The 21,682-nt window shown below is 61.4% G+C and carries 19 protein-coding genes; 6 read left to right on the forward strand and 13 right to left on the reverse strand.

The features are described from left to right. Positions 1-33: 33 nt before the first annotated feature. Positions 34-279, forward strand: a complete 246-nt coding sequence (locus I6E74_RS11360) for a type II toxin-antitoxin system Phd/YefM family antitoxin (protein WP_197125785.1) — start codon at positions 34-36, stop codon at positions 277-279. Next, a complete protein-coding gene (locus I6E74_RS11365) occupies positions 279-536 on the forward strand; it encodes a type II toxin-antitoxin system RelE/ParE family toxin (protein WP_197125787.1) in 258 nt (85 codons plus the stop codon). The genes I6E74_RS11360 and I6E74_RS11365 overlap by 1 nt, the downstream gene beginning before the upstream one ends. Here the strand turns inward: I6E74_RS11365 and I6E74_RS11370 are convergent. Beyond that, a complete protein-coding gene (locus tag I6E74_RS11370) occupies positions 533-2,404 on the reverse strand; it encodes a thioredoxin domain-containing protein (protein ID WP_197125789.1) in 1,872 nt (623 codons plus the stop codon). The genes I6E74_RS11365 and I6E74_RS11370 overlap by 4 nt on opposite strands. Before the next feature lie 11 nt (positions 2,405-2,415). On the opposite strand from I6E74_RS11370, the gene I6E74_RS11375 reads away from it, so the two are divergent. After that, the gene (locus tag I6E74_RS11375) at positions 2,416-3,171 is read left to right on the forward strand and encodes an MBL fold metallo-hydrolase (RefSeq protein ID WP_197125791.1); all 756 of its coding nucleotides are present in this window, start codon (positions 2,416-2,418) and stop codon (positions 3,169-3,171) included. Here I6E74_RS11375 and I6E74_RS11380 read toward each other — a convergent pair. The 9 genes from I6E74_RS11380 to I6E74_RS11420 all read right to left on the reverse strand — a co-directional run bounded on the left by I6E74_RS11380 (position 3,168) and on the right by I6E74_RS11420 (position 12,440). Then, a complete protein-coding gene (locus I6E74_RS11380) occupies positions 3,168-3,611 on the reverse strand; it encodes a hypothetical protein (protein ID WP_197125793.1) in 444 nt (147 codons plus the stop codon). The genes I6E74_RS11375 and I6E74_RS11380 overlap by 4 nt on opposite strands. A 163-nt stretch (positions 3,612-3,774) precedes the next feature. Beyond that, entirely contained in the window at positions 3,775-4,605 is an 831-nt protein-coding gene (locus I6E74_RS11385) for an aldo/keto reductase (RefSeq protein ID WP_197125799.1), read from the reverse strand. A gap of 72 nt (positions 4,606-4,677) precedes the next feature. Then, entirely contained in the window at positions 4,678-5,820 is a 1,143-nt protein-coding gene (locus tag I6E74_RS11390) for a bifunctional 2-methylcitrate synthase/citrate synthase (protein WP_197125721.1), read from the reverse strand. Positions 5,821-5,877: 57 nt separating this feature from the next. Further along, the gene (gene prpB, locus I6E74_RS11395; protein ID WP_197125800.1) at positions 5,878-6,783 is read right to left on the reverse strand and encodes a methylisocitrate lyase; all 906 of its coding nucleotides are present in this window, start codon (positions 6,781-6,783) and stop codon (positions 5,878-5,880) included. Then, positions 6,783-8,276 carry an MmgE/PrpD family protein gene (locus I6E74_RS11400; RefSeq protein ID WP_197125725.1) on the reverse strand — a complete coding sequence of 498 codons (1,494 nt, stop codon included), beginning with the start codon at positions 8,274-8,276 and terminating at the stop codon, positions 6,783-6,785. Before I6E74_RS11400 ends, prpB begins: the two co-directional genes overlap by 1 nt. 11 nt (positions 8,277-8,287) lie before the next feature. Beyond that, positions 8,288-8,959, reverse strand: coding sequence for a GntR family transcriptional regulator (locus I6E74_RS11405; protein ID WP_197125727.1), 672 nt, complete (start codon positions 8,957-8,959; stop codon positions 8,288-8,290). Between the two features lie 207 nt (positions 8,960-9,166). Next, the gene (locus I6E74_RS11410; protein WP_197125802.1) at positions 9,167-10,183 is read right to left on the reverse strand and encodes an SDR family oxidoreductase; all 1,017 of its coding nucleotides are present in this window, start codon (positions 10,181-10,183) and stop codon (positions 9,167-9,169) included. Continuing rightward, positions 10,180-11,139 (reverse strand): bile acid:sodium symporter family protein, encoded by a 960-nt coding sequence (locus I6E74_RS11415; protein ID WP_197125803.1) that lies wholly within the window; start codon positions 11,137-11,139, stop codon positions 10,180-10,182. Before I6E74_RS11415 ends, I6E74_RS11410 begins: the two co-directional genes overlap by 4 nt. After that, the gene (locus I6E74_RS11420; RefSeq protein ID WP_197125804.1) at positions 11,136-12,440 is read right to left on the reverse strand and encodes an NAD(P)/FAD-dependent oxidoreductase; all 1,305 of its coding nucleotides are present in this window, start codon (positions 12,438-12,440) and stop codon (positions 11,136-11,138) included. The genes I6E74_RS11415 and I6E74_RS11420 overlap by 4 nt, the downstream gene beginning before the upstream one ends. A gap of 196 nt (positions 12,441-12,636) precedes the next feature. Here I6E74_RS11420 and I6E74_RS11425 point away from each other — a divergent pair, with 196 nt between their 5' ends. Together I6E74_RS11425 and I6E74_RS11430 are read left to right on the forward strand one after the other, a co-directional pair. Next, a complete protein-coding gene (locus I6E74_RS11425; RefSeq protein WP_197125805.1) occupies positions 12,637-14,949 on the forward strand; it encodes a glycosyltransferase family 2 protein in 2,313 nt (770 codons plus the stop codon). Continuing rightward, entirely contained in the window at positions 14,946-16,541 is a 1,596-nt protein-coding gene (locus I6E74_RS11430; protein ID WP_197125806.1) for a chitinase, read from the forward strand. Before I6E74_RS11425 ends, I6E74_RS11430 begins: the two co-directional genes overlap by 4 nt. 81 nt (positions 16,542-16,622) lie before the next feature. Here I6E74_RS11430 and I6E74_RS11435 read toward each other — a convergent pair whose 3' ends face one another. Next, positions 16,623-18,296, reverse strand: coding sequence for an ABC transporter ATP-binding protein (locus tag I6E74_RS11435; RefSeq protein WP_197125807.1), 1,674 nt, complete (start codon positions 18,294-18,296; stop codon positions 16,623-16,625). Between the two features lie 53 nt (positions 18,297-18,349). Here I6E74_RS11435 and I6E74_RS11440 point away from each other — a divergent pair, with 53 nt between their 5' ends. Further along, entirely contained in the window at positions 18,350-18,958 is a 609-nt protein-coding gene (locus I6E74_RS11440; RefSeq protein WP_197125808.1) for a PH domain-containing protein, read from the forward strand. Between the two features lie 11 nt (positions 18,959-18,969). Here I6E74_RS11440 and I6E74_RS11445 read toward each other — a convergent pair whose 3' ends face one another. After that, positions 18,970-20,088, reverse strand: coding sequence for an ABC transporter permease (locus I6E74_RS11445; protein WP_197125810.1), 1,119 nt, complete (start codon positions 20,086-20,088; stop codon positions 18,970-18,972). Positions 20,089-20,090: 2 nt separating this feature from the next. Next, complete coding sequence (locus I6E74_RS11450; protein ID WP_374221062.1) at positions 20,091-21,584, reverse strand: ABC transporter permease; 1,494 nt, start codon at positions 21,582-21,584, stop codon at positions 20,091-20,093. Positions 21,585-21,682 lie beyond the last annotated feature (98 nt).

A 21,682-nucleotide genomic window follows, 5' to 3' on the forward strand; every position in this document is an offset into this window, starting at 1 on the left:
TACATTTGAAACATCAAAACGTACAATTAGGCCATGTCGACCACCAGCATCGCGGATGCCCGCAAAAACTTCTCCGAGGTCATCGCTACCTCTGAGCGCGAAGCTGTGTTCATCGAGCGCCGTGGACAGCGCGCGGCCGTTGTCGTGAGCCCCGAGCAGTATGAGCGCATGATGGATGCGCTAGAGGATGCTGAAGACGTTGCCGCGTTCGACGAAGCGATGGCCGACGAGGGGCCGAACGTTCCCTGGGATCAGGTCAAGGCAGATCTGGGCTGGTAGTGGCCTACCGCATTGAGGTCGCGCCCGCCGCGACGCGCGCCCTCACACGAGTTGATCATCAGCATCGCGACAGAATTCGCGGCGCAATAGCGCTTCTCAGCCACGACCCGAGACCTCCCGGCGCCAAGGCGCTTCAGGGGCGCCCCGGCTTTTGCGTGCGCATTGGCGACTACCGCATCGTCTACACAATTCAGGATGAGGTGCTGCTCGTCGTTGTCGTCACCCTCGGGCATCGGCGCGACGTCTACGAGCGCTAGTTCGCGCCGAGCAGTGCCTCCAACGCAGCCGCATCCGTGAGTGGCAGCCGGCACACGAATTCTTCGCAGAGGTACGCCGTCGGCTGGCCGTCCGTCGCGGTGCGGGCAGCAAACAGCTCGAAACCGGATGCCGCAAACGCGTCGGCCTGAGCCTGCGAGGCCGCGACACCAATGCCGCCAGCGCGGTGCAGCGTGCGGGCCAGACTCGTGAGTTCGCCGGTCACCCCATCCCCGGTGACGACGACGAGCTGGCGAAGCGGCGCACCGAGCTCCGACATGAGGGTGAGGGCGGTTCCGAACGAAATGGGCTGCTGGGCTGCGAGTTGGCCGACCAGTTTCATGGACGCCTCGGCGGCATCCCGGTACTGGGCGTCGCCGCTGAGCGCGAAGAGGGTGTGCGCGGCGGCGGCCATAGCGCTGAGGCCGCTGGGGTGGGCTCCGTCGCTGATGTCGGCTTCGGTCGACAGGCCCTGCGCGGCGAGCACGGAGTCGCTGCCGCCGGGGAGGCCGAAGGGTGAGCTTCCCGAGCCTGCGGCTCCGGCGGCGAGCGCGCCGTCGATGAGGTCGCGGGCGGCGATTGCGTAGCGAACCTCGCCGGTCGCGATCGAGAGTTCGAGCAAGCCTTGGGCGAGCATTCCACTGTCTTCGAGGGTTGCGGCCGCGTCGGAGAGGATGCCGTCAATGGAGGTGCGCACGAGCCGCTCCCCTGCGACGCCAGCACGCACGTGCTCAGCGAGCAGGAAGTCAGCGGCACCGCGAGCCAGCGCGATCCACTCGGCGTTGCCGTGACGGGCGCCGGCGAGAGCGAGAGCTTCGATGGCGAGACCGTTCCAGCCGGTGAGGATCTTGTCGTCGCGGGGCGGGGCTTCGACGCGAGCGCGGCTGGCGGCGTCCAGCGAATAGTAGAAGCCTTCGACGCGTTTGCCGTCGACGGTGCTTTCGGAATCGAGGCCCGACGCGAATGCTCCCGAGGGCAGCAGCAGTTTGTCGCGCAAGAACTCGGCGACGCCCGTGGCGATCTCGGCCGAGTCGGCGAGCGCGTAGGCGGCGAGCAGTTGGGCGTTGTCGTAGAGCATGCGTTCGTAGTGAGGGTCGGTCCAGTCGGCTTGGGTGGAGTAGCGGAAGAAGCCGCCGTCAACCGGGTCGCGCAGGGCGGATGCCGCCATCGCCTTCAGCGTGCGGTGAGCGAGGCCGGCTGCCTCGGGCGAGTGTTCGGCGGAGCGGGCACCGCGATCGAGAAGGAATCGCAGCACCGGCGTGACCGGAAATTTGGGGGCGTCACCGAATCCGCCATGCTCGAGATCTTCGGCGGCAGCAAGCGCATCGATCACGTCAGCAAAGTCGGTGACGAGTTCGCTCTCCACACCGCGGCTCTGGGCGAGCGCCTGGGCAATCGCAGCCCCGCTGGTCTCCACTTGCTCACGCCGCGCGGTCCACGCGTCCGTCACCGATTCGAGCACTTGCCGGAATGCCGGATGCTGCCCGACAGCGGTCGGCGGCCAGTAGGTGCCAGCGAAGAAGGCGCGCCCCGCGGGCGTGACGAACACGTTGAGGGGCCAGCCCAGGTTGGGCGTGAAGGCGGATGCCACCGCCAGATACGTGGAGTCCACTTCGGCGTGCTCTTCGCGGTCGACCTTGATCGCCACAAAGTTGTCGTTGAGGTACGCGGCCAGCACGGGGTCGCTGAAGGATTCCCGCGCCATCACGTGACACCAGTGGCAGGTGGAGTAGCCGATGGAGACGAGCACGGGCACATCTCGGCGTTCGGCTTCGGCAAAAGCTTCGGCAGACCACTCCCACCAGTCCACCGGATTGGTGGCGTGTGATCTCAGGTACGGGCTCGCAGCGGTTTCCAGACGATTGGGCATAGTCTCAGAGTATGTCGAAGTTGACCGTGACCTACATTGGTGGCCCCACCGCGTTGCTCGAATATGCGGGATTGCGCATCGTGACTGATCCCACCTTCGATGCCCCGCAGCTTTACCCCGACGAGGGCGGCGTGCCGCTCACGAAGACGGCGGGTCCGGCACTGAGCCGAGCGGATGTTGGCGCTGTCGATCTGGTGTTGCTGTCGCATCACGAGCACCAAGACAATCTCGACTACGAGGGACTCGAACTTCTCGCCACGGGCGTGCTGACGATCAGCACCATGAAGGCGGGCTCTGATCTCTTCGGCGGCGGCGTTGTCGGTCTCGACTCGTGGGAATCCCGCGAAGTCGGCGCTGTGACCGTCACCGCAGTGCCGGCGCTGCACGGCCCTCCCGGTTCTGAGGCCCGGCTCGGCCCCGTGACCGGTTTCGTGCTGCAGGCCGAGGGCGAACCCACTATCTACGTCAGCGGTGACAACGCCTCCCTGCCGCTCGTGCAGCAAATCGCCGACCGCTTCCCCGACATCAGCATCGCGGTGCTCTTCGCCGGTGCTGCCCGCATCTCTGCCGTCAACGGCCCTCTCACTTTGACATCAGCGGATGCCGCAGAAGCCGCCCGTATCTTGGGCGCCACCCACGTGGTCGGCCTTCACACCGAAGGGTGGGAACACTTCACCGAAACCCGCGCCGACCTCGAGGCTGCGTTCGCGGGCACGGGGTTGCTCGTGGAGACGCCGCCGGGAGTTGCCGTCACAATCGAGAATTAAGGACTAGGGATCTCACGAGTTTCGTGAAACTCCACGTCGCCATTCACCGCTGAAACCTCGAGCAGTACCCGCCAGTCGGAGCCGTAACGATCGACCACGGCCGGCCGTCCCTGGCTCATATCGAGCACGTCATCGTCGGTGAGAGTGACACCGTATTCTTCCGCCGCCCATTCCTGCACGGCAGTCGTGTAGTCCGCGAAAGCGGCAATATCGCGTTCCTCGAAACTGGCTGCGGTTGCGATCAAGCCAAGCGCGCTGGCCGTTCCGGCGGCAATCGCCAGCACGGTGAGCGCAAGCGCTCGGAGCCGGAATTTGCGGCCAGGCCCCGCAAGCCAATACAGGACAGCGATTACGGCAATTCCAAAAGTGGCAACGGCACCCAGAAACGGAATGAACGCCCAGCCTTCGGTGGGGCTCTGATAGAGACCGGGGTTTGTCATGACTCTGGTCCTCGCCGCTCAATTTGTGGTGTTGCGCGCACGTCAATCGACCCGAGCAACACTCTGTGAAGCTCAAGCGTACCAGCGGCCCCACGACAGAGGCCGGCATCCGCTCACCGAAAGGAGTGCGGATGCCGGCCTCGATACGAAGCGCGAAGCTTTCCTAGAAAGTAGCCTCGTCGGGGTTCGTGCCCACACGCTGATCGCGATCGATCGCATCAATCGATGCCATCTCATCCGCAGAAAGCTCGAAACCAAAGACATCGAAGTTCTCGGCCATACGCTCGCGCGAGTTCGACTTGGGGAACACGATGATGCCGCTCTGCAGGTGCCAACGGATCGCAACTTGAGCAGGCGAAACCTCGTGGGCTGCGGCAGCGGTCTGCAACGCCGGCTCGCTGAACAGGTCGTACTTGCCCTGCCCAAGCGGGCCCCAGGCCTCAGTGTGGATGCCAAGCTCGGCACCATAGGCGCGCAGCTCGCGCTGAGCAAACGCGGGGTGAAGCTCGATCTGGTTTACTGCGGGCACCGTTTCGCTTCCCGCAAGAATCTTCTCGAGGTGCGGGCGGTGGAAGTTGCTGACACCAATCGAACGCGTCTTGCCCGCAACCTTGAGCTCTTCCATGGTGAGCCAGGTCTCAAGGTAACGGTCGAGGTCGGGGCGAGGCCAGTGGATGAGATACAGATCGACGTAGTCGAGACCCAGCTTTTCAAGGCTGAGGTCCATGGCGTCGCGAGCAGAGTCGGTGCCCTGGTCGCTGTTCCACAGCTTCGTCGTGATGAAGATTTCTTCACGCGGGATGCCCGAGGCTTTGATGGCGTTGCCGACACCCTGCTCGTTGCCGTAAATCATGGCGGTGTCGAGGTGGCGGTAGCCAACCTCAAGCGCGTCAGTGACGATGCGCTCGGTTTCTGCGGGGTCAACTTTGAAGACTCCGAACCCGAGCTGCGGGATGGAATTGCCGTCGTTGAGTTCAATCTGGGGAACAGTCATGTCCCCATCCTGCCACTCACAACTGACGATTCCACCCTCGCAGATCACGCTCCCAGCGAACGGGCAAACCTTCTAGCTGATGTGGCGCTCGTCAACACCCGAGTACGCCGCGAGGGGGCGGATGAGGGCGTTCGAAGCAGCCTGCTCCATGATGTGAGCGGTCCAGCCGGTGATTCGCGCAGCAACGAACAGCGGCGTGAACATGTCTGTGTCGAAGCCGATGAGGTTGTACGCGGGGCCGCTCGGGTAGTCGAGGTTCGGCTTGATGTTCTTGCGGCTCGTCATGGCCGTTTCGAGTGCCTCGTAGAGTTCCATCATGTCGGGGCGGCGATACTCGGCGATCAGAGTTTCGAGCGCCGCCTTCATGGTGGGAACCCGCGAGTCACCGTTCTTGTAGACCCGGTGGCCAAAGCCCATGATCTTGCGCTTCTCGGCGAGCGCCGTCTCGAGCCAGGCTTCAGCATTCGCTGCAGTGCCGATCTCGTCGAAGACGTGCATGACAGCTTCGTTCGCTCCACCGTGCAACTGACCCTTGAGTGCACCAATTGCTGCCGTGACCGCGCTGTAGAGATCGCTCATCGTGCTGGTGACAACGCGAGCGGTGAAGGTCGACGCGTTGAAGGAGTGCTCGGCATACAGAATCATCGAGACGTCGAACGCGTTCACGACAACGAGGTCAGGAACCTCGCCGAAGGTCATGTGCAAGAAGTTGGCCGAATAGCTGAGGTCATCGCGCGGCTCAACAAGTTCCTGATCACGGCGACGGCGCTGGTCGTACGCGATGATCGCGGGCAGCTTCGCAAAGAGAGTCAGCGAGCGCTCAAAGTTGAGATCTGCGTCGATCATGCTGGCGGGGTCGGTGAGGGTGTCATCCATCGCGCCGATCACGCTGACGGCGGTGCGTACGACATCCATCGGATGCGCGCTGAGCGGCAGCTCGTCAATCACACGCTTGGTGTGAGCGTCGAGGTGACGCTGCGCCCGCTCGACGCGCTGGAACTCTTCGAGCTGCTCGCCGGTGGGCAGTTCACCGTGCCACAGCAGATAAGCCACCTCTTCAAAGGTGCACTTCTCGGCCAGTTCCTGCACGGGATAGCCGCGATAGAGCAAGGAGTTAGTCTCAGGGTTAACCTTCGAAATGGCGGTTGTATCGGCAATAACGCCGGCTAGCCCTTTGCGGATCTCGCTTGCGGGGGCTGTGGGTGTTTCAGTCATGGTGCTCCTCGGAGGTGTCTGTCGAGTCGAAATTGTGTGCGTTGATGTGCGCGTTTGTCAGAAGTGGTTGTCGAGGGTGAAGTTGAACACCGATGAATCGAAAGAGTTGTAGCTTTCGTAATCGAGCAGTTCATACAAGCGAGCCCTCGTCTGCATTTCGCCGACAACAGACTGCTGGGTGCCGTCGGCGTTGATTGCATCGAGAGTGCGCTCCGCAGCACCCATGGCACTACGCAACAGGGTTACGGGGTAAATAACAATGTTTACGCCAATATTGCCCAATTGGGTTGTCGTGAAAAGTTCGCTCTTACCAAACTCTGTCATGTTTGCGAGGATCGGAACGTCCACGGCGTTACGCATCGCCTCAAACTCGCTGAGGTCCTTCATGGCCTCAGGGAAGATCGCGTCGGCGCCCGCGTCAACAAGCTGCTTCGCGCGGTCCATCGCAACGTCCAGACCGTCAACGGCGCGGATGTCGGTGCGAGCCATGATCAGCAGGTTCGGGTCGCGACGGGCATCGACTGCGGCGCGGATGCGCTTGAGCGCAGTATCCGTGTCGACTACTGCTTTGCCGTCGAGGTGTCCGCAGCGCTTCGGGTTGACCTGGTCTTCGATGTGGAGCCCGGAGACACCCGCATCTTCGAGAGTCTGCACGGTGCGAGCCACGTTCATGGGTTCGCCAAAACCGGTGTCGGCGTCAACGAGCGACGGCAGGTCGGTCATCCGCGCGATCTGTTGCGAACGGCCGGCCACCTCGGTGAGAGTCGTCAGCCCAATGTCGGGCAGGGCCAAGTCGGCGCTGATGACGGCGCCCGAAATGTAGACGCCGTCGAAGCCCTTGTCTTGGATAAGGCGAGCGCTCAGCGGGTTGAACGCGCCGGGTACCCGCAGCAGCTCGCCGCTTGCGAGGCGCTCGCGAAACTGGGCACGCTTGGTTGCTGGATCGGTTTGGGCGTACAACATTAGAAGATTCCTTTGGCAGTGATAGCGGGGAAGTTGCCGCGGACGGTCAACTCACCAAGTTCGGATGCCGCGAGTTGCGGCAGGCGCTGGGCGACGTCCAAGAAGCGTTCGATTTCGTCGCTCGCGAGCACACCATCCGCGAGGGTGCGGAACTTGTTGATGTACTGCTCACGGGCGAAGGGTCGAGCACCGAGCGGATGCGCGTCGGCGACGGCGATCTCTTCAACGATGCGGCTTCCGTCAGTCATTTCGATCTCGACGCGACCGCCGAATGCCTTCTCGGCGGGGTCGATCGAGTGGTAGCGACGCGTCCATTCGGCGTCCTCTTCGGTGGTCACACGCTTCCACAATGCGACCGTGTCTGCGCGGTTGGCACGCTCGGGAGCGTAGCTGTTGACGTGGTGCCACGCCTGGTCCTGAAGCGCGACCGTGAAGATATACGGGATGGAGTGGTCGAGCGTTTCGCGGCTCGCGTTGGGGTCGTACTTTTGCGGGTCGTTCGCGCCCGAGCCGATCACATAGTGCGTGTGGTGGCTCGTGTGCAGCACGATGCGGTTGATGTTCTCTTCGACGAGTTCAGGATGCTCGCGCCCCAGCTTGCGGGCGAGGTCGATCCACGCCTGTGCCTGGTACTCAGCCGAGTGCTCCTTTGTGTAGGAGTCGAGGATCGCGGTGCGGGCCTCCCCCAGCTCAGGCAGCGGAACCTCGTAGTGTGCGTCTGGACCGTCGAGCATCCACGCAATTACGCCATCTTCGCCTTCATAAATCGGGGTGGGGCTGGTCTGGCCGCGCATGGCACGGTCGACAGCTTCGACGGCCATCTTGCCGGCGAAAGCGGGAGCGTGTGCCTTCCACGTGGAGATCTCGCCCTTGCGCGACTGGCGCGTAGCGGTGGTCGTGTGGAGAGCTTGGCCAACGGCCTGGAAGATTGTTTCGGTGTCGAGCCCGAGGAGGGTTCCGATGCCGGCGGCGGCGCTCGGGCCGAGGTGGGCCACGTGGTCAATCTTGTGCTTGTGCAGGCAAATCGCCTTCACGAGGTCGATCTGAATCTCGTACCCGGTGACGATGCCGCGAAGCAGGTCAGCGCCGGTGCGACCCGTGTGCTGAGCAACCGCCAAGATCGGCGGGATGTTGTCGCCGGGGTGCGAGTACTCGGCGGCCAAGAAGGTGTCATGGTAGTCGAGCTCGCGCACGGCAACGCCGTTAGCCCAGGCTGCCCACTCCGGGCTGACACGAAGGTTGGAACCGAACACAGTGGAACCCGGCTCCGTGGGGTGGCGTTCAGCCTGCGCGCGAGCGGACACTACCGGCGCACGGTTGAGGGAAGCGGTGGCAACGGCAGCGTTGTCAATGACTCGATTGATGACCATGTCGGTCACGGCGTCGGTGGGTTCGAGTTGTTCCGACGCGATTTCGGCAATCTTGTGCGCGAGTTGGTCTTCGCGAGCCAAATTTTCATCGCTGCGGTAGACGCGGAGGGCATGGTTTTTCACGGTAGAGCCTTTCAATTGGCGGCGCGCAGCGGAGAATTTGCGGCCATAGCTAACGCGCTCGTGAGCGCGTGATGGAGGTGAACATGAGTGGCGTGCGCGGCAAGTTCGGCATCGCGCATCACGATCGCGCGCACGATAAGGAGGTGTTCCCGGGCAGCGTCCGCTAGGCGTTGCGGGTTGGACTGCGCTAGGCGACGCACGCGTGCAAGATGAGTGCGGAGAGAGCTGAGTGCGCCAGTGAGATAAATGTTTTCCCCTGCTTCATCGACTGCAGCGTCGAAACGACGCACGAGATCGAAGTAAGCGCTGCGGTCGTTACTGTCGAGCGAAAGAAGTCCTGGCACTGCCTCGAACTCACGTTCAAGGTCGGCGAAAATCGTTCCGCTGTGGCGCTCAGCGGCGAGCCTCACAGCTTTCACTTCGAGGGCTTCACGCACGGCAAAAAGTTCGCGAATATTTTCGACGGAGATATCGGTGACGACTAGTCCCCGCCCGGTCTGGCTTGCCACTAATCCGTCAGCCATCAGCCGCGAAAGAGCTTCTCGCAGCGGTGTACGAGACACCCCAAGTCGAGTCGACTGCTCCACTTCGCCCAAAACCACACCGGGTGAGAGCTTCCAGCCTACGATGTCGTCGCGCAGGGTCTGATATGCGCGCTCGCTAGCTCGTAGCGGTGTTGACATGCGCATCCTCTCCATCGCACTAGACAAAGTTCTGTATACAGAAACTTCAGTATAAGCAGTATTTTCCAGAAATCAAAGTAAATATCCATCTATCTGCATACAGACTTGAGCGCTAGTGCCGTTCTCGCGGCGCAACGATCCCAATCGCTCGGTTGCCGACGTCCCGCCGAGCGACCAAGAGCTTTCCGCCGCGGCGTCACGCGCCCATCAAGATGCGCCGCGATCGTGTTGTGGGGCAAAGCGAAACCGTGGTGTAGAGACGGGGCTATTGGCCAGCGCGCGAGTCTCGAGATAAGCGGCGAAAGCTTCACGGCTGGTTTTGCTTGGCGTAAAGCCAAACGTTTTCTTGAGCGCCGCGTTGTCGAGCACCGGCCGGTAGCGCAAAAACTTCACCTGAGCAGGCCCGTGAGGCGTCAGGCGCAACCCATGAGCCGCCCACAACAGCGCAGCGAAGAGCCACGGCGGCAACACAATCAACTTCTTGCCGAGCGCTGCTGCGATCTCCCCAACGGTCATCTTGCCGTCACCGGCAACGTTGAACATGCCGGCCGGACCGCCACTCGCAGCACGAACCATGGCCTCTACAACGTCATCCACCCAGATGAACACAAAGGGACTGTCGGAGCCCGTGAGCTTCAATACTCGCTTCCCGTCCCAGAGCGCGGTGATCTGGTTCTCCACTGCAGGCCCCAAAATCGTGCCAATGCGGAACACCGTCTGAGTGAGTTGTGGTGCCGATTCGCGCGCTTCGGCCAGCATCTCTTCGACCAGGCGCTTGTGGCGGCTATACGGAAAGTCGTCGTTGCCTCGCATCGGATCACCCTCGGTAATCCACTCCGCGTTTTCGGGGTGGTACCCATAGGCGGCCCCGCTAGACGAGACCACGATGCGCGAGATCCCGGCCTCGATACAGGCGTCAAGCACGGCGCGCGACCCCTCGACGTCAACCGCAAATTCTTGAGTGACCGTGGTGCTCTTGCCCGGGTTAACGATGGAGGCGAGATGAACGACCGTGTCGATCTCATGGCGTCGCAGCAGTGCAGGCAGATCAGGAGCATCCGTCACATCGACGCGTTCGTAGAGCACACCGGGCAACCGCACGCCCGGGCTGGGGGCGCGAATATCAGCGCTCACCACACACTCAATGGCGTCGGATGCAGCCAACCCTGCCACCACGGAGGTCCCCAAGAATCCGGTGCCACCCGTCACAAGAACTCGACTCATGCGTGTGCCTCCGCTTCGTTTGCTGGGCTGCCGGAGATCGGCCCCGAGCCGTCATTAACGCCCCGAGCCTTACGGCGTCCCCACCAGGTCGCGAGTGCGAGTCCGGCGATGATGTCCCAGATGCCCCACCATCCCGCAACAACGGCCATTCCGCCTAGTCCCCCAAAGAAGGCGAAGACTAAACCAAGGCCGAGACCGGCGTTGCGGATTCCGACTTCGAACGTGACTGCTTTGGCTTCGTAGAGCGCGAGCCCACCGAGTCGCGCACTGGCGTAGCCGAGACCGAGCGCGACCGCATCGTGCAGGAACACCGCCAACAGCACGACCCCTACATAGGCGATGAAGAACTGAAAGTTTCCGGCGAGCGCCGCGATGATGAAGCCGAGAAGCGCGAGCAGACTGATCCACTTCACGGTGGGTTGCACCTTTTTGGCGAAGGCGGGCCAGCGGTGTTTGATGGCGAATCCCACGGCGAACGGCAGCCCGATGATGAGCACAATTTCGAGCAGCATCTGCCAGCCATTGATGCTGACGCTTTCCAGAATCGTGGATGCGGTGGGGTGCCAGCCGCCCCACAGCGACAAGTTCACGGGAAGCATGACGATGTAGATCACGTTGGTGACCGCCGTCATCGAGACCGAGAGAGCAACGTTGCCCCGCGCCCGATAGGTGAGCACTTGGGAAATGTTTCCCGGCGGACAACACGCAACCAAAATCATCCCGAGGGCGATCGACGGGCCGACCTGCAACAGCAGGGTGAGGCCGAAGGTGACCGCAGGCAGCAGCACAAGTTGAGCAACGAGCGAGATGGCGAACGCGCGGGGTGCTTTCAGAACTGCCCGAAAGTCTTCGAGGCTCGTATCGAGTGCGATTCCGAACATGATGAGGCCGAGCACAATGCTGAGCGCGATGAGTGAACCCGGGCTGAAGTTGAGTTGCGCATCATCGATCGTCATGAATTGACCTTCCGGGTGAGCGTCTCAAGCAAGCGTCGAATGGTGCGCCGGTAGGCATCTTTATTGACGTAGTACGACATGCGCTCAAGCGCCAAATATTTGTAGCCACCGGTGAGGTCGGGCCACGGTTCTTCGGCGGTCTCTCGAAAGTGGGCGGCGGCGCGCGGAGCGGTGTCTTGAGCTGCCAGATACGCCGCCAAGAGCTCCGCCTGTTCGTATCTTCCCTGCCAGCCGATACCGCTCGCTTCGATCATCCCCATCACGTAGAGACCGTTAAAGCTGGGCGGGAAAATATTCAAATACAGCTCGGGCGCGTCGGAAGACCAATTAAGGTGCTCCCGCCCCACAAAGGGGTACGCGAGCGTGTAACCGGTAGCCAACACGATGAGGTCGTAGTCTGCCTCGGTGCCATCGCTAAAGTGCACGGTGTTGCCGTCGAAACGTTCGGGAGCAGGCACCACACGCAGATCGCCTTGACCGAGGTGACCGAGCACGAGAGTGTTCACGATCGGATGTGATTCGTAGATTCGGTAGTCAGGCTTCGGGAAACCAAAGTTCACCGGGTCGCCCGTGAACGCGCGCAACACTCGCTTGTCGATGAATTGCTTGAGGCGGGCTGGCAGCGGGCGACCCTGATTGAGGGTGTCCGCTGGTTTGCCGAACAGGTAGCGCGGAACAAAGTAGTAACCCCGGCGCACACTCAGGTCGATGCTGTCGGCATGATGCACGGCATCCACGGCGATGTCACACCCGCTATTGCCCGCACCCACTACGAGCACACGTTTGCCTGCGAACATCGTGGCTTTTTTGTACTCGCTCGAATGAATGATCTCACCAGCAAATTCGCCTTCAAACTGCGGGATGCTGGGGTGCGCTAGCGTGCCGTTCGCAAGCACCACACCGTCGAAGCGTTGCGTTCGCGGCTCGTGCCCCGCGGTAGTGCTCGTGACGTCCCAGCCACCATCTTCGGTCGGTTCAAGGCGTTCCACGGTGGTGTTGAACAGGAACTTCTTGCCCAGATCGAAGCGATCGCTGTAGGCCCGAAAGTACTTTTTGAGTTCGCGATGGCTCGGATAATCGGCCGTGGTCTGCATGGGTAGTTCGTGAAACTCGGTCGTCGTGCGCGAGGAAATGAGGTGCGCAGACTCGTACATCGTGCTTCGCGGATTGTCGATATTCCAGAGACCACCGACGTCGTCTGCCGACTCGAAACCGACGTAGTGGATGCCTGCCTTATCGAGAGCCCGGGCAGCGGCGAGTCCCGAAGGACCAGCGCCGATGATGGCGATGGTGCGAGGCATTCGTTCCTCCCGGGATGAACAACGATATTCAAAGCGTTTCCGCAGCTTACTAGACGGCTTTTGGCGAGTAGACCATTTAGTCGAGGCGTACGCTTTTTGTTGCACACACTAAACCCAGTGCTAATACTGGGTGTGCAAGATACCCGACGGTGAATACCCGAAACTCGCCGATCTTGCGCAAAGGGACCTAACCACTATGCCCAAAAATCCCACGGTTGCGCCTTCTCGGCGTCGCCAGTGGGGCGCTGAGTCGCGCCTCGAACCGCTGCCCACTGTCCATCCCGCGCCGAGCGACCGAAAAATCGCGCTCGCTCGCCTCGCTATTGTCGCCACGGTTGTGTTTTGGCTGACCTATGTCATCTACACAATCGCTCGTCAGTTCATCAACAACGGCACCGAAAGCTTCCGTTTCACAATGGAGGCCATCTCCTACGTCATTGTGGTGACCTTCCTGACCTTCTCAGCGCTCATGTACTTGATCGCCCGTCATGGCGCCTTCCAACGCTTTCGCGCACACGCTCGTGTGCCGCGGGCGGAACTCGACCGTCACTTTGCCGACAATCAGGGTTCCATCACCGTGCTCGTGCCGAGCTACAGCGAAGAGCCCGACGTTGTTCGTGCCACCCTCTGGTCGGCATGCCTCCAGGAGTACCCGAGCCTTCGCGTCGTGCTCCTGCTCGATGACCCACCCTTTCCCGATGATCCGGATGCCGCAGCCCAGCTGTCAAAGTCACGCCAGCTCACCGAAGAGATCCAGCGCGAGCTCGCAGCGCCTCGCGCACGTTTCACTGATGCTCTGTCGGTCTTCGAATCACGACTGCGCCAACAACGCCCGATGGGCATCACCGAGCTCGCAGACCTCGCCGGTCAGTACCAGTGGGCCGCCGCGTGGCTGGAGAACAAAGCCGACAACGAACAGCGCATTGACCACGTTGACGAGTTCTTCGTCACACAGGTTCTTCAGGGCTTAGCGGGAGAACTTCAGCTGACGGCCGATGCGTTGGGCGCCGCTCTCGACGAGAACATGGTTCCGCCAGCAACACGCTTGCATGAGCTCTACCGTCGCCTCGCGCGCACCTTCGATGCTGAACTGTCTACCTTCGAGCGCAAGCTCTACGCGTCTGTTTCTCACGAAGCAAACAAGGCAATGAACCTCAACGCCTACATCGGTCTGATGGGTGGCAACTACCGCCCCGAAGAAACTCCCGATGGAACGGTGCTGCGGCCCGTAACCCACGCCGGAGCCGGTGACCTCTCTATTCCTGATTCGGAATACCTCCTCACGCTCGACGCCGACTCGCTGCTGCTGCGCGACTATTGCCTGCGTCTCGTCTACCTTCTCGAGCAAAAAGACAACGCGCGCGTTGCGGTGACGCAGACTCCCTACTCCTCGTTCCGCGGTGCGAGCACGCGCATCGAACGCCTCGCTGGGGCGACGACCGACCTGCAGCACATCCTGCACCAGGGCAAGTCGTACTACGGCGCCACCTTCTGGGTTGGCGCTAACGCCGTCATCCGCAAGGCTGCTCTGGATGACATTGTCGAGACCGAAACCGAGGGCGGCTTTACCGTCAAACGGTATGTTCAAGACCGCACTGTTATCGAAGACACCGAGTCGAGCATCGACCTCGGCACCCATGGTTGGACGCTCGTCAATTACCCCGAGCGCTTGAGCTACAGCGCCACCCCGCCCGACTTCGGATCGCTGGTTGTTCAGCGTCGTCGTTGGGCCAACGGTGGCCTGTTGATCATGCCGAAGCTCATGCGCCAGATGCGTGAGCGTCGGGCCCGCGGCGAAACGGTGCCGTGGACCGAGTTCTTCCTGCGCGTGAACTACATGACGTCGATCACGTGGGCCAGCTTCGGCCTCGTCTTCCTCCTCGCCTACCCCTACGACAGCCGACTGCTGAGCCCGGTGGTTCTGCTTGCGGCGGTTCCGTACTTCTTGGCAATGGGAAGTGACCTGCGCTACAGCGGTTACAAGTTCAGCGATATTTTCCGCATCTACGGCTTCAACCTGATCCTTCTTCCGGTGAACTTGGCCGGCGTGCTGAAGTCGCTCGAGCAGGCCATCACGAGCAAGAAGATTCCGTTCGCCCGTACCCCCAAGGTGCGCAACCGCACGGCAACCCCGCTGCTATATGTGATTGCACCGCTGATCATCATTGGGTTCTCTGCCTTCACCTTCTGGCGAGACCTCAATGCCGGCAACTGGGGCAACGCCGCTTTCGCCGCGTTCAACATGATCCTCGCTGGCCTCGCTCTCGTCTCCTACATCGGCATCTGGAATGCGATCGTCGACATCTGGATTGGGGTCACCAGTCCTCTGTTCGTCGAACGCAAACCCACGAAGCAGAAGGCGGAGACCGAGCCAGAATCGACCACGCTCGACTGGCGCGCGATCCTCTACTACGGGGATGACAGCGGATCGCACCGCAAGGTGCGCGACTCGATTGTCTTCGCCGAAATGCTCCCGCCCGTTGACGAAACCAGAGAGGTTCGATCATGAGTTCAGCTACCCGTCGTCTTTCCTTCTGGCGGCTCGTTATTGCAGTGATTGTGGCTGTTGCCGTTGCTAGCGGCGGCCTGTTCGCTTACCAAGCGTGGGCATCGACCCAAGCGGCACCAGCCCCCGACCCGTGGTTCGCCGCCTATGTGGATGTCACGGCAACGCCAAGTTACGAGTTCGAGTCCGCTGTGAACGACAGCGGAAAAGAGGTCATGCTGTCGTTCATCGTCGCCGCGACAGATGATGCCTGCACTCCCACCTGGGGCACCGCCTACACAATGGATGAGGCAGCAGTATCGCTCGACCTCGACCGCCGCATCGCACGCTTGCAACAGCAGGGTGGGGATGTCGGGGTATCGTTCGGTGGACTGCTGAACGACGAGCTCGCAACATCCTGCACCGATCATGACAGTCTCGTCGAGGCCTACAGCTCGGTGATTGACCGCTACGCCTCCACCACGATCGACCTCGACATCGAGGGCGAGAACCTTAGCGATACCGCTGCCGGTGAACGTCGCGCCGCTGCCATTGCTGACTTGCAGCAGTCGCGCCGCGCTGCTGGCGACGACCTCGCCGTGTGGCTCACGTTGCCCGCGGCCACCTTCGGCCTCACCGAAGATGGCACCACAGCGATCACGCAAATGTTGGATGCCGGCGTAGACGTCTCTGGCGTCAACATCATGACGATGAACTTCGGTCAGAGCTTGACCGACGACGAAACCAGCGGGGACGCCTCCATTCGCGCCCTCGAGGAAACCCACCGCCAGCTCGGCATCCTCTACGACCAAGCGGGAATCGAATTGACGGATGCCACCCTCTGGACGAAGCTCGGTGCGACCCCGATGATCGGCCAGAACGACATCGAAGAAGAAGTCTTCACCATGAGCGATGCTTCCACGCTCAACGAATTCGCGACGGAACAAGGAATCGGCCGAATGTCGATGTGGTCGCTCAACCGCGACACGACCTGTGGCCCGAACTATGCCGATGTCACTCGCGTCTCCGATGCCTGCAGTGGTGTGGCTCAGGGCGATCTCTTCTTCGCTGATGTGTTGGCCGAGAACTTCGAGGGACAGCTCGCGAGTTCTGCCAAGACCATCACCACCGAAGAGCCAACTGATCCCGCCGACTTCATCGACGACCCGGCCACCAGCCCGTACCCGATCTGGCAAGAAGACGCCAGCTACCTCGCGGGCACCAAAGTCGTGCTGCACCGCAACGTGTATCAAGCCAAGTGGTGGACTCGCGGAGATGTTCCCGATAACCCAGTGCTCAACTCGTGGGAGACGCCATGGACGCTCGTCGGCCCGGTTCTTGAGGGAGAAACCCCTGTCGAGGTTCCGACAGTGCCCGACGGCACCTACCCGGACTGGGATGGCACGTCAGTGTACGAGGAAAAGGATCGCGTTCTCTTCGACGGAGTCCCCTACGAAGCCAAGTGGTGGACCCAGGGCGACAGCCCTGCCGCGTTCTCGTCAGATCCAGATGGCTCACCCTGGACTCCTCTTACCTCCGACGAAGTCAAAGCAATCGCCGACAGCAGCATTACTGACGAGTCGACGACACTAGCTCCAGCCAGCACAGAACGTTAGGTTTCCCGTTCTATGCCCGGTTGGTCACGGGAGGCAGGCGGCGGGGATCGGGTTCCCGCCGTCTGCTGAGTATTTGTTTAGCTAGAAGGTAAGACCTTCGCGCTCGGCGCGACGGCGACGCTGTTCTTCAGGATCAGGCAACGGCACGGCAGCAATAAGTCGCTGCGTGTAGGGATCCTTCGGGCTTCGCAACACTTGGTCACGCGTGCCCTGCTCCACAATCTTGCCGCGGTGCATGACCGCGATGCGGTCGGCAAGGATGTCGATCACAGCAAGGTCGTGGGTCACGAACAAGCACGCGAAGCCGAGCTCCTTCTGCAGTTCCTGGAAGAGCTCGAGCACTTTCGCCTGCACCGACACGTCGAGCGCCGACGTTGGCTCATCGGCCACGAGCAGCTTGGGGCTCAGCGCCAGAGCGCGAGCGATGCCGACGCGTTGGCGTTGTCCACCCGACAGTTCGTGCGGGTAGCGGTTACGCATGTGGGACGAGAGTTGCACCCGGTCGAGAAGCAGACTCACGCGAGCTTCTTCGTCTTTGCGGCTGAAACCGCCACCGAGGCGAAGCGGCTCCCCAATGCTCTCGCCGATCGGCATCCGCGGGTTCAGCGACGACCCGGGGTCTTGAAACACAATGCCGATGTCGCGGCGAACCGCGCGCAGGTCGTTCTTGTTAATGCCGACCATGTTCGTGCCAACAATGTCGAGGGTACCCTCGACCGCGGGAAGTAGACCGACAACGGCACGACCAATCGTGGTCTTGCCCGAACCGGATTCGCCCACGAGACCGAGAACTTCGCCCTGACGAATGGTGAGATTGATGTCGTCGGCGGCACGGAAGGCAGGCACTCGCCCACGCTTCGGATACTCAATCGCGACACCTGACATGGTGAGTACAACCTCGCGGTCATCCTTCGAAGCAGACGCCTCCCCCGCTTCGCCGAGGTGAGGAACCGCGGCGAGCAACGCTTGGGTGTACGGATGCGTCGCCTTCTCGAACAGCGCTTCTGCTGTTCCCGTCTCCACGACCTCGCCATCTTTCATCACCATCACGCGGTCGGCGAGGTCTGCGACAACGCCCATGTCGTGAGTGATGAGGATGATCGCGCTATCGAGCTTGGAGCGCAAGTGGTGCAACAGTTCCAGAATTTCGGCCTGCACGGTCACATCGAGCGCCGTGGTTGGCTCGTCGGCTATGAGCACGCGCGGATCGCACGAGATGGACTGGGCGATCATCGCCCGCTGACGTTGGCCGCCAGACAGCTGGTGTGGGTAAGAATCGAATGCTTTTTGCGGGTCGGGCAGTTCGACCATCGCGAGCAGTTCGAGCGCGCGCTTCTTAGCATCCACCCGCAGCATGCCGGCGTTGTGCACTTGAAGCGCCTCAACGATCTGGAACCCAATCGTGTACACCGGGTTGAGCGCTGTCATGGGCTCTTGGAAGATCACCGCGATGCCGGCACCGCGCAACTGGCGCAGGCGGTGCAGCGATGCGCCAACCAGCTCTTCGCCAGCCAACTTCACGCTGCCCGAAATACGCCCGTTCTCGGGGAGCAGCCCGAGCAGCCCCATGGCGCTCGTGCTCTTGCCCGATCCGGATTCGCCCACGATAGCGAGAACTTCGCCACCCTGCAGCGAGTAACTCACGTTCTTTGCAGCGGTAACCCACTCGCCTTCAACCCAGAAGTCGACACCGAGGTTCGTGACCTCAATTGCGGGAGTCTTCGTTGTTGTCTCAGTCATAGCCGTCTCAGTCATCAGGAGTGTCGCCTTTCGCCCTGGATGCGGTGTGCTCGTGGGAACATAGTTCCGTGTCGCCAAACTTCACCCTGCACTCGCGATTCGGGCGCGTACTTTCGATCATCGTCATTGCTGCCTTCGCGGCGGGCCTTGTCATCACGGCTATTCAAGGTCGCTGGCTGGATGCCCTGCAAGTGGCGCCCATCTTTGGGCTCCTCTCGCTGCTCACGTGGGCAATGTTCTGGCGCCCCAACGTTTACGTGACTGCCGCCGGCGTCAGCGTGCGCAACGTCTTGCGCACTATCGAGGTCGCGTGGCCAGAAATCCGTCGCATCGACACCAAATATGCGCTCACTCTCGAGACTCCGCACGGCACCGTTACAGCGTGGGCTGCGCCCGCACCCGGTCGCCATTCGGTCTTCTCGGCCGTGCGTCAAGACGGCGCGAACCTGCCCGAGTCGAGTTACCTGGCTGGCACGGTGCGACCCGGCGACCTGATCACCTCTGATTCCGGTCAAGCGGCCCATGTCATCCGCACCCATTGGGAGCAACTGCGCGACGATGGGCATCTGGATGCCGCCACGAGCGAGTTCACGAAGCTGCGAGTCACGTGGCACTGGCGCACTATCGCGGCTCTCGTTGCGCTGACGGCTTTGGTCTTCGTCTCGACGCTCGGCTAGCTCACTCGTTCTCACTTGTTTACGGTTCCGTCGCCGGGACGTGTGCCGGGGATGTAGGCCTTGAAGAAGTTGCCGATCTCGGAACCGAGCCCGCGCTGACGAGGCACGCGCTTCTGGCGAGGGTCGAACGCATCGCGCAGACCATCGCCGATGAAGTTGATGCACAGCGCAATCACCACGATGAAGAGTCCTGGCCACCAGAACAGCCACGGACGCGTCTTGAACGCTTCGTTGTATTGGCTAATGATCTGGCCGAGGGAAATATCGGGATCGGTGATGCCGAAGCCGAGGAAGCTCAACGAGGTCTCGAGCAGAATGACGGCGCTCATGAGCAGCGTTGCGCTGACGACGATCACACCGACGGTGTTGGGCAGGATGTGACGGAAGATGATGCGGAAGTCGCTGGCACCCGCCACTCGGGCCGCATCCACGAACTCACGCTCGCGCAGGCTTAGGAATTCGGCGCGCACGAGTCGCGCCATGCCGGTCCACGCGATGAGCCCGATCATGACGGCCAACAGGAACGCGTCGCCACCGATCGTCTGGCCGAGAACGGCACCGAGGATGAGCAGCGGCACGATGATGATCACGTCGGTGATGCGCATGATGAGCTGGTCGACCCAGCCACGGTAGTAGCCGGCGAGAGCGCCGAGAACGACGCCAATGACGGTCGAGATAACTCCGACGATGAAGACAACGTTGAGCGATTGCTGCATGCCGCGCATCACGCGAGCGAAGACATCCTTACCGGTGTTGTCTTGCCCGAAGGGGTGCTCGCCGAAGCTGAACGGCCACCACGTAAAGGTCGGCGCACCGCCGGGGAGCACGATGTCGTAGCGTTCCCACCACGTGGCACCCCACCATCCGGGGATGCGGAACCCATCGACGATGAGGCGAGTACCGGTGGGGTCTGGCGTGAGTTTTCCGGTTCCGCCGATGACGGTGCCCACCGAGGTGAACGCGAGGAGCACGAGGAAGAGCAACACGAATACCGAGATTACGGCGCCACGATGGTGCAGGAAGCGACGACGCACAATCGCACCCTGGCTGAGACCTACCGTGGCGCGCTGTTCGATGCTGAGTTCTTGGCCAACCGACTGCTCGTCGGCTACGGGGTTCTTGTCGGTCATGATCAGCTCACCCGAATTCTGGGGTCAAGGGCCGAGTACAAGAGGTCGGCAATAACGTTGAAGATAACCGCGAGAATGCCGGTGACGAGGAAGAATCCCATCACCAGGTTCACATCGATGCGGTGCAGCCCCTCATTGAAGAGGGAGCCCATGGCCTGCCAGGCGAAGACTCTTTCGGTAATCACGGCACCACCGATCACCGCCCCGAAGTCGAGCGCGATGATGGTCGCGATCGGGATCATGGCGTTGCGGAACGCGTGACGCATGACAACGGTGCGTTCGCCGAGACCCTTGGCGCGAGCAGTGCGCACGTAGTCCTGGTTCATGACGTCCAACAGGCTGGCGCGAGCGTAGCGCGTGTAGGCCGCCAGCGAGATGATCATGAGCGCGATCGTGGGCAGCAGCATGTGGGTCAGCGAGTCGAGCATGTTCAGCCACGTGTCATCCACCCGCCGAATCGCGGGGGTTGAGGCACCGATCGTCGCAATCACACCGTTGCTGAGAGGGATGCGGGCCACGTATTCGTCCCAGCGGATAAACATCTGGTCGAGTACGAGCGGGATGACGCCCAAACCGCCGACAATAGCTGCGGTTCTGGCGACGACGGCTTTGCCATCGCCTCCGACGAAGAAGCCCACAAGGAGGCCGAGACCCACCATGATCGCGAGCACGAGCACGACGGTCCACGGGCTATTGACGTAGTAGAAGAGGAACTGGAAGGGCCAGCTCAACGCAATCGTCAGCACGACGACAATTCCTACCGCGATCAGGGCACGACGGTTATGGAATCCGGTCGACGTGAAGAGCACGACCGCACCAGTCGCGACGGACATCAAGGCGATGCCGACGTAGCCGATTGACGGGCTTTCGAACCAGCGAGTGACATCGAGAAGAATGAGCAACGCGGCAACACCGCCGCCGACGCTCACAAATGAAATGACGCGGGTCCGAAGCTCACCGCCGACCACAGATGAGGCAATGAAGCCCATCACGATCCCTATGACAAGAATCGACCACCACGGAATGACCGGGTTGCCCAAGAAGGAGTTGAATTGAATAGCGCCGAACTCTTTGAGGAGCACCGCAACCCAGAAGATGGGGAGTGAGTAGAAGACGAAGGTGAGGAAAGTGACGACGTAGTCGTAACCGCTGTACTGACGCAATGCAGTCGTCATTCCGATCGCGACGCCAATGACGATCGCGAGGATGGTTGCGGCAAGAACCAGTTGGAGAGTGGAACCAAGTGCTCCACCGATGGCTTCGATCACGGGCTGTTCGCCTCGCGCGACCGAAATGCCAAGGTCACACTGGCCGATGAAACAGGCCCCCACTCCTCCTAGCCAGCTGAAGTAGCGAAGTACGGGTGGCTGGTCGAGGTTGAGAAGACCGCTCAAGTACGCGATTTGATCTTGAGCGCTGGGATCTCGGCTGCCCCGAAGTTCTCGAAGCGGATCACCGGAATTGGCGGTAAGTACATAGACGATAAATGAAGCCACTAGGAGAACTAAAAGAGTGGCTACAAGGCGCCTGGCGACAAAGGTCAGCACCGGAGATCCTCATTTCGGGGGCATGCATAACGGAACAAAAACAGTGC

The organism is Salinibacterium sp. SWN139, assembly GCF_015864625.1.
In the GTDB taxonomy this organism is placed as follows: domain Bacteria; phylum Actinomycetota; class Actinomycetes; order Actinomycetales; family Microbacteriaceae; genus Rhodoglobus.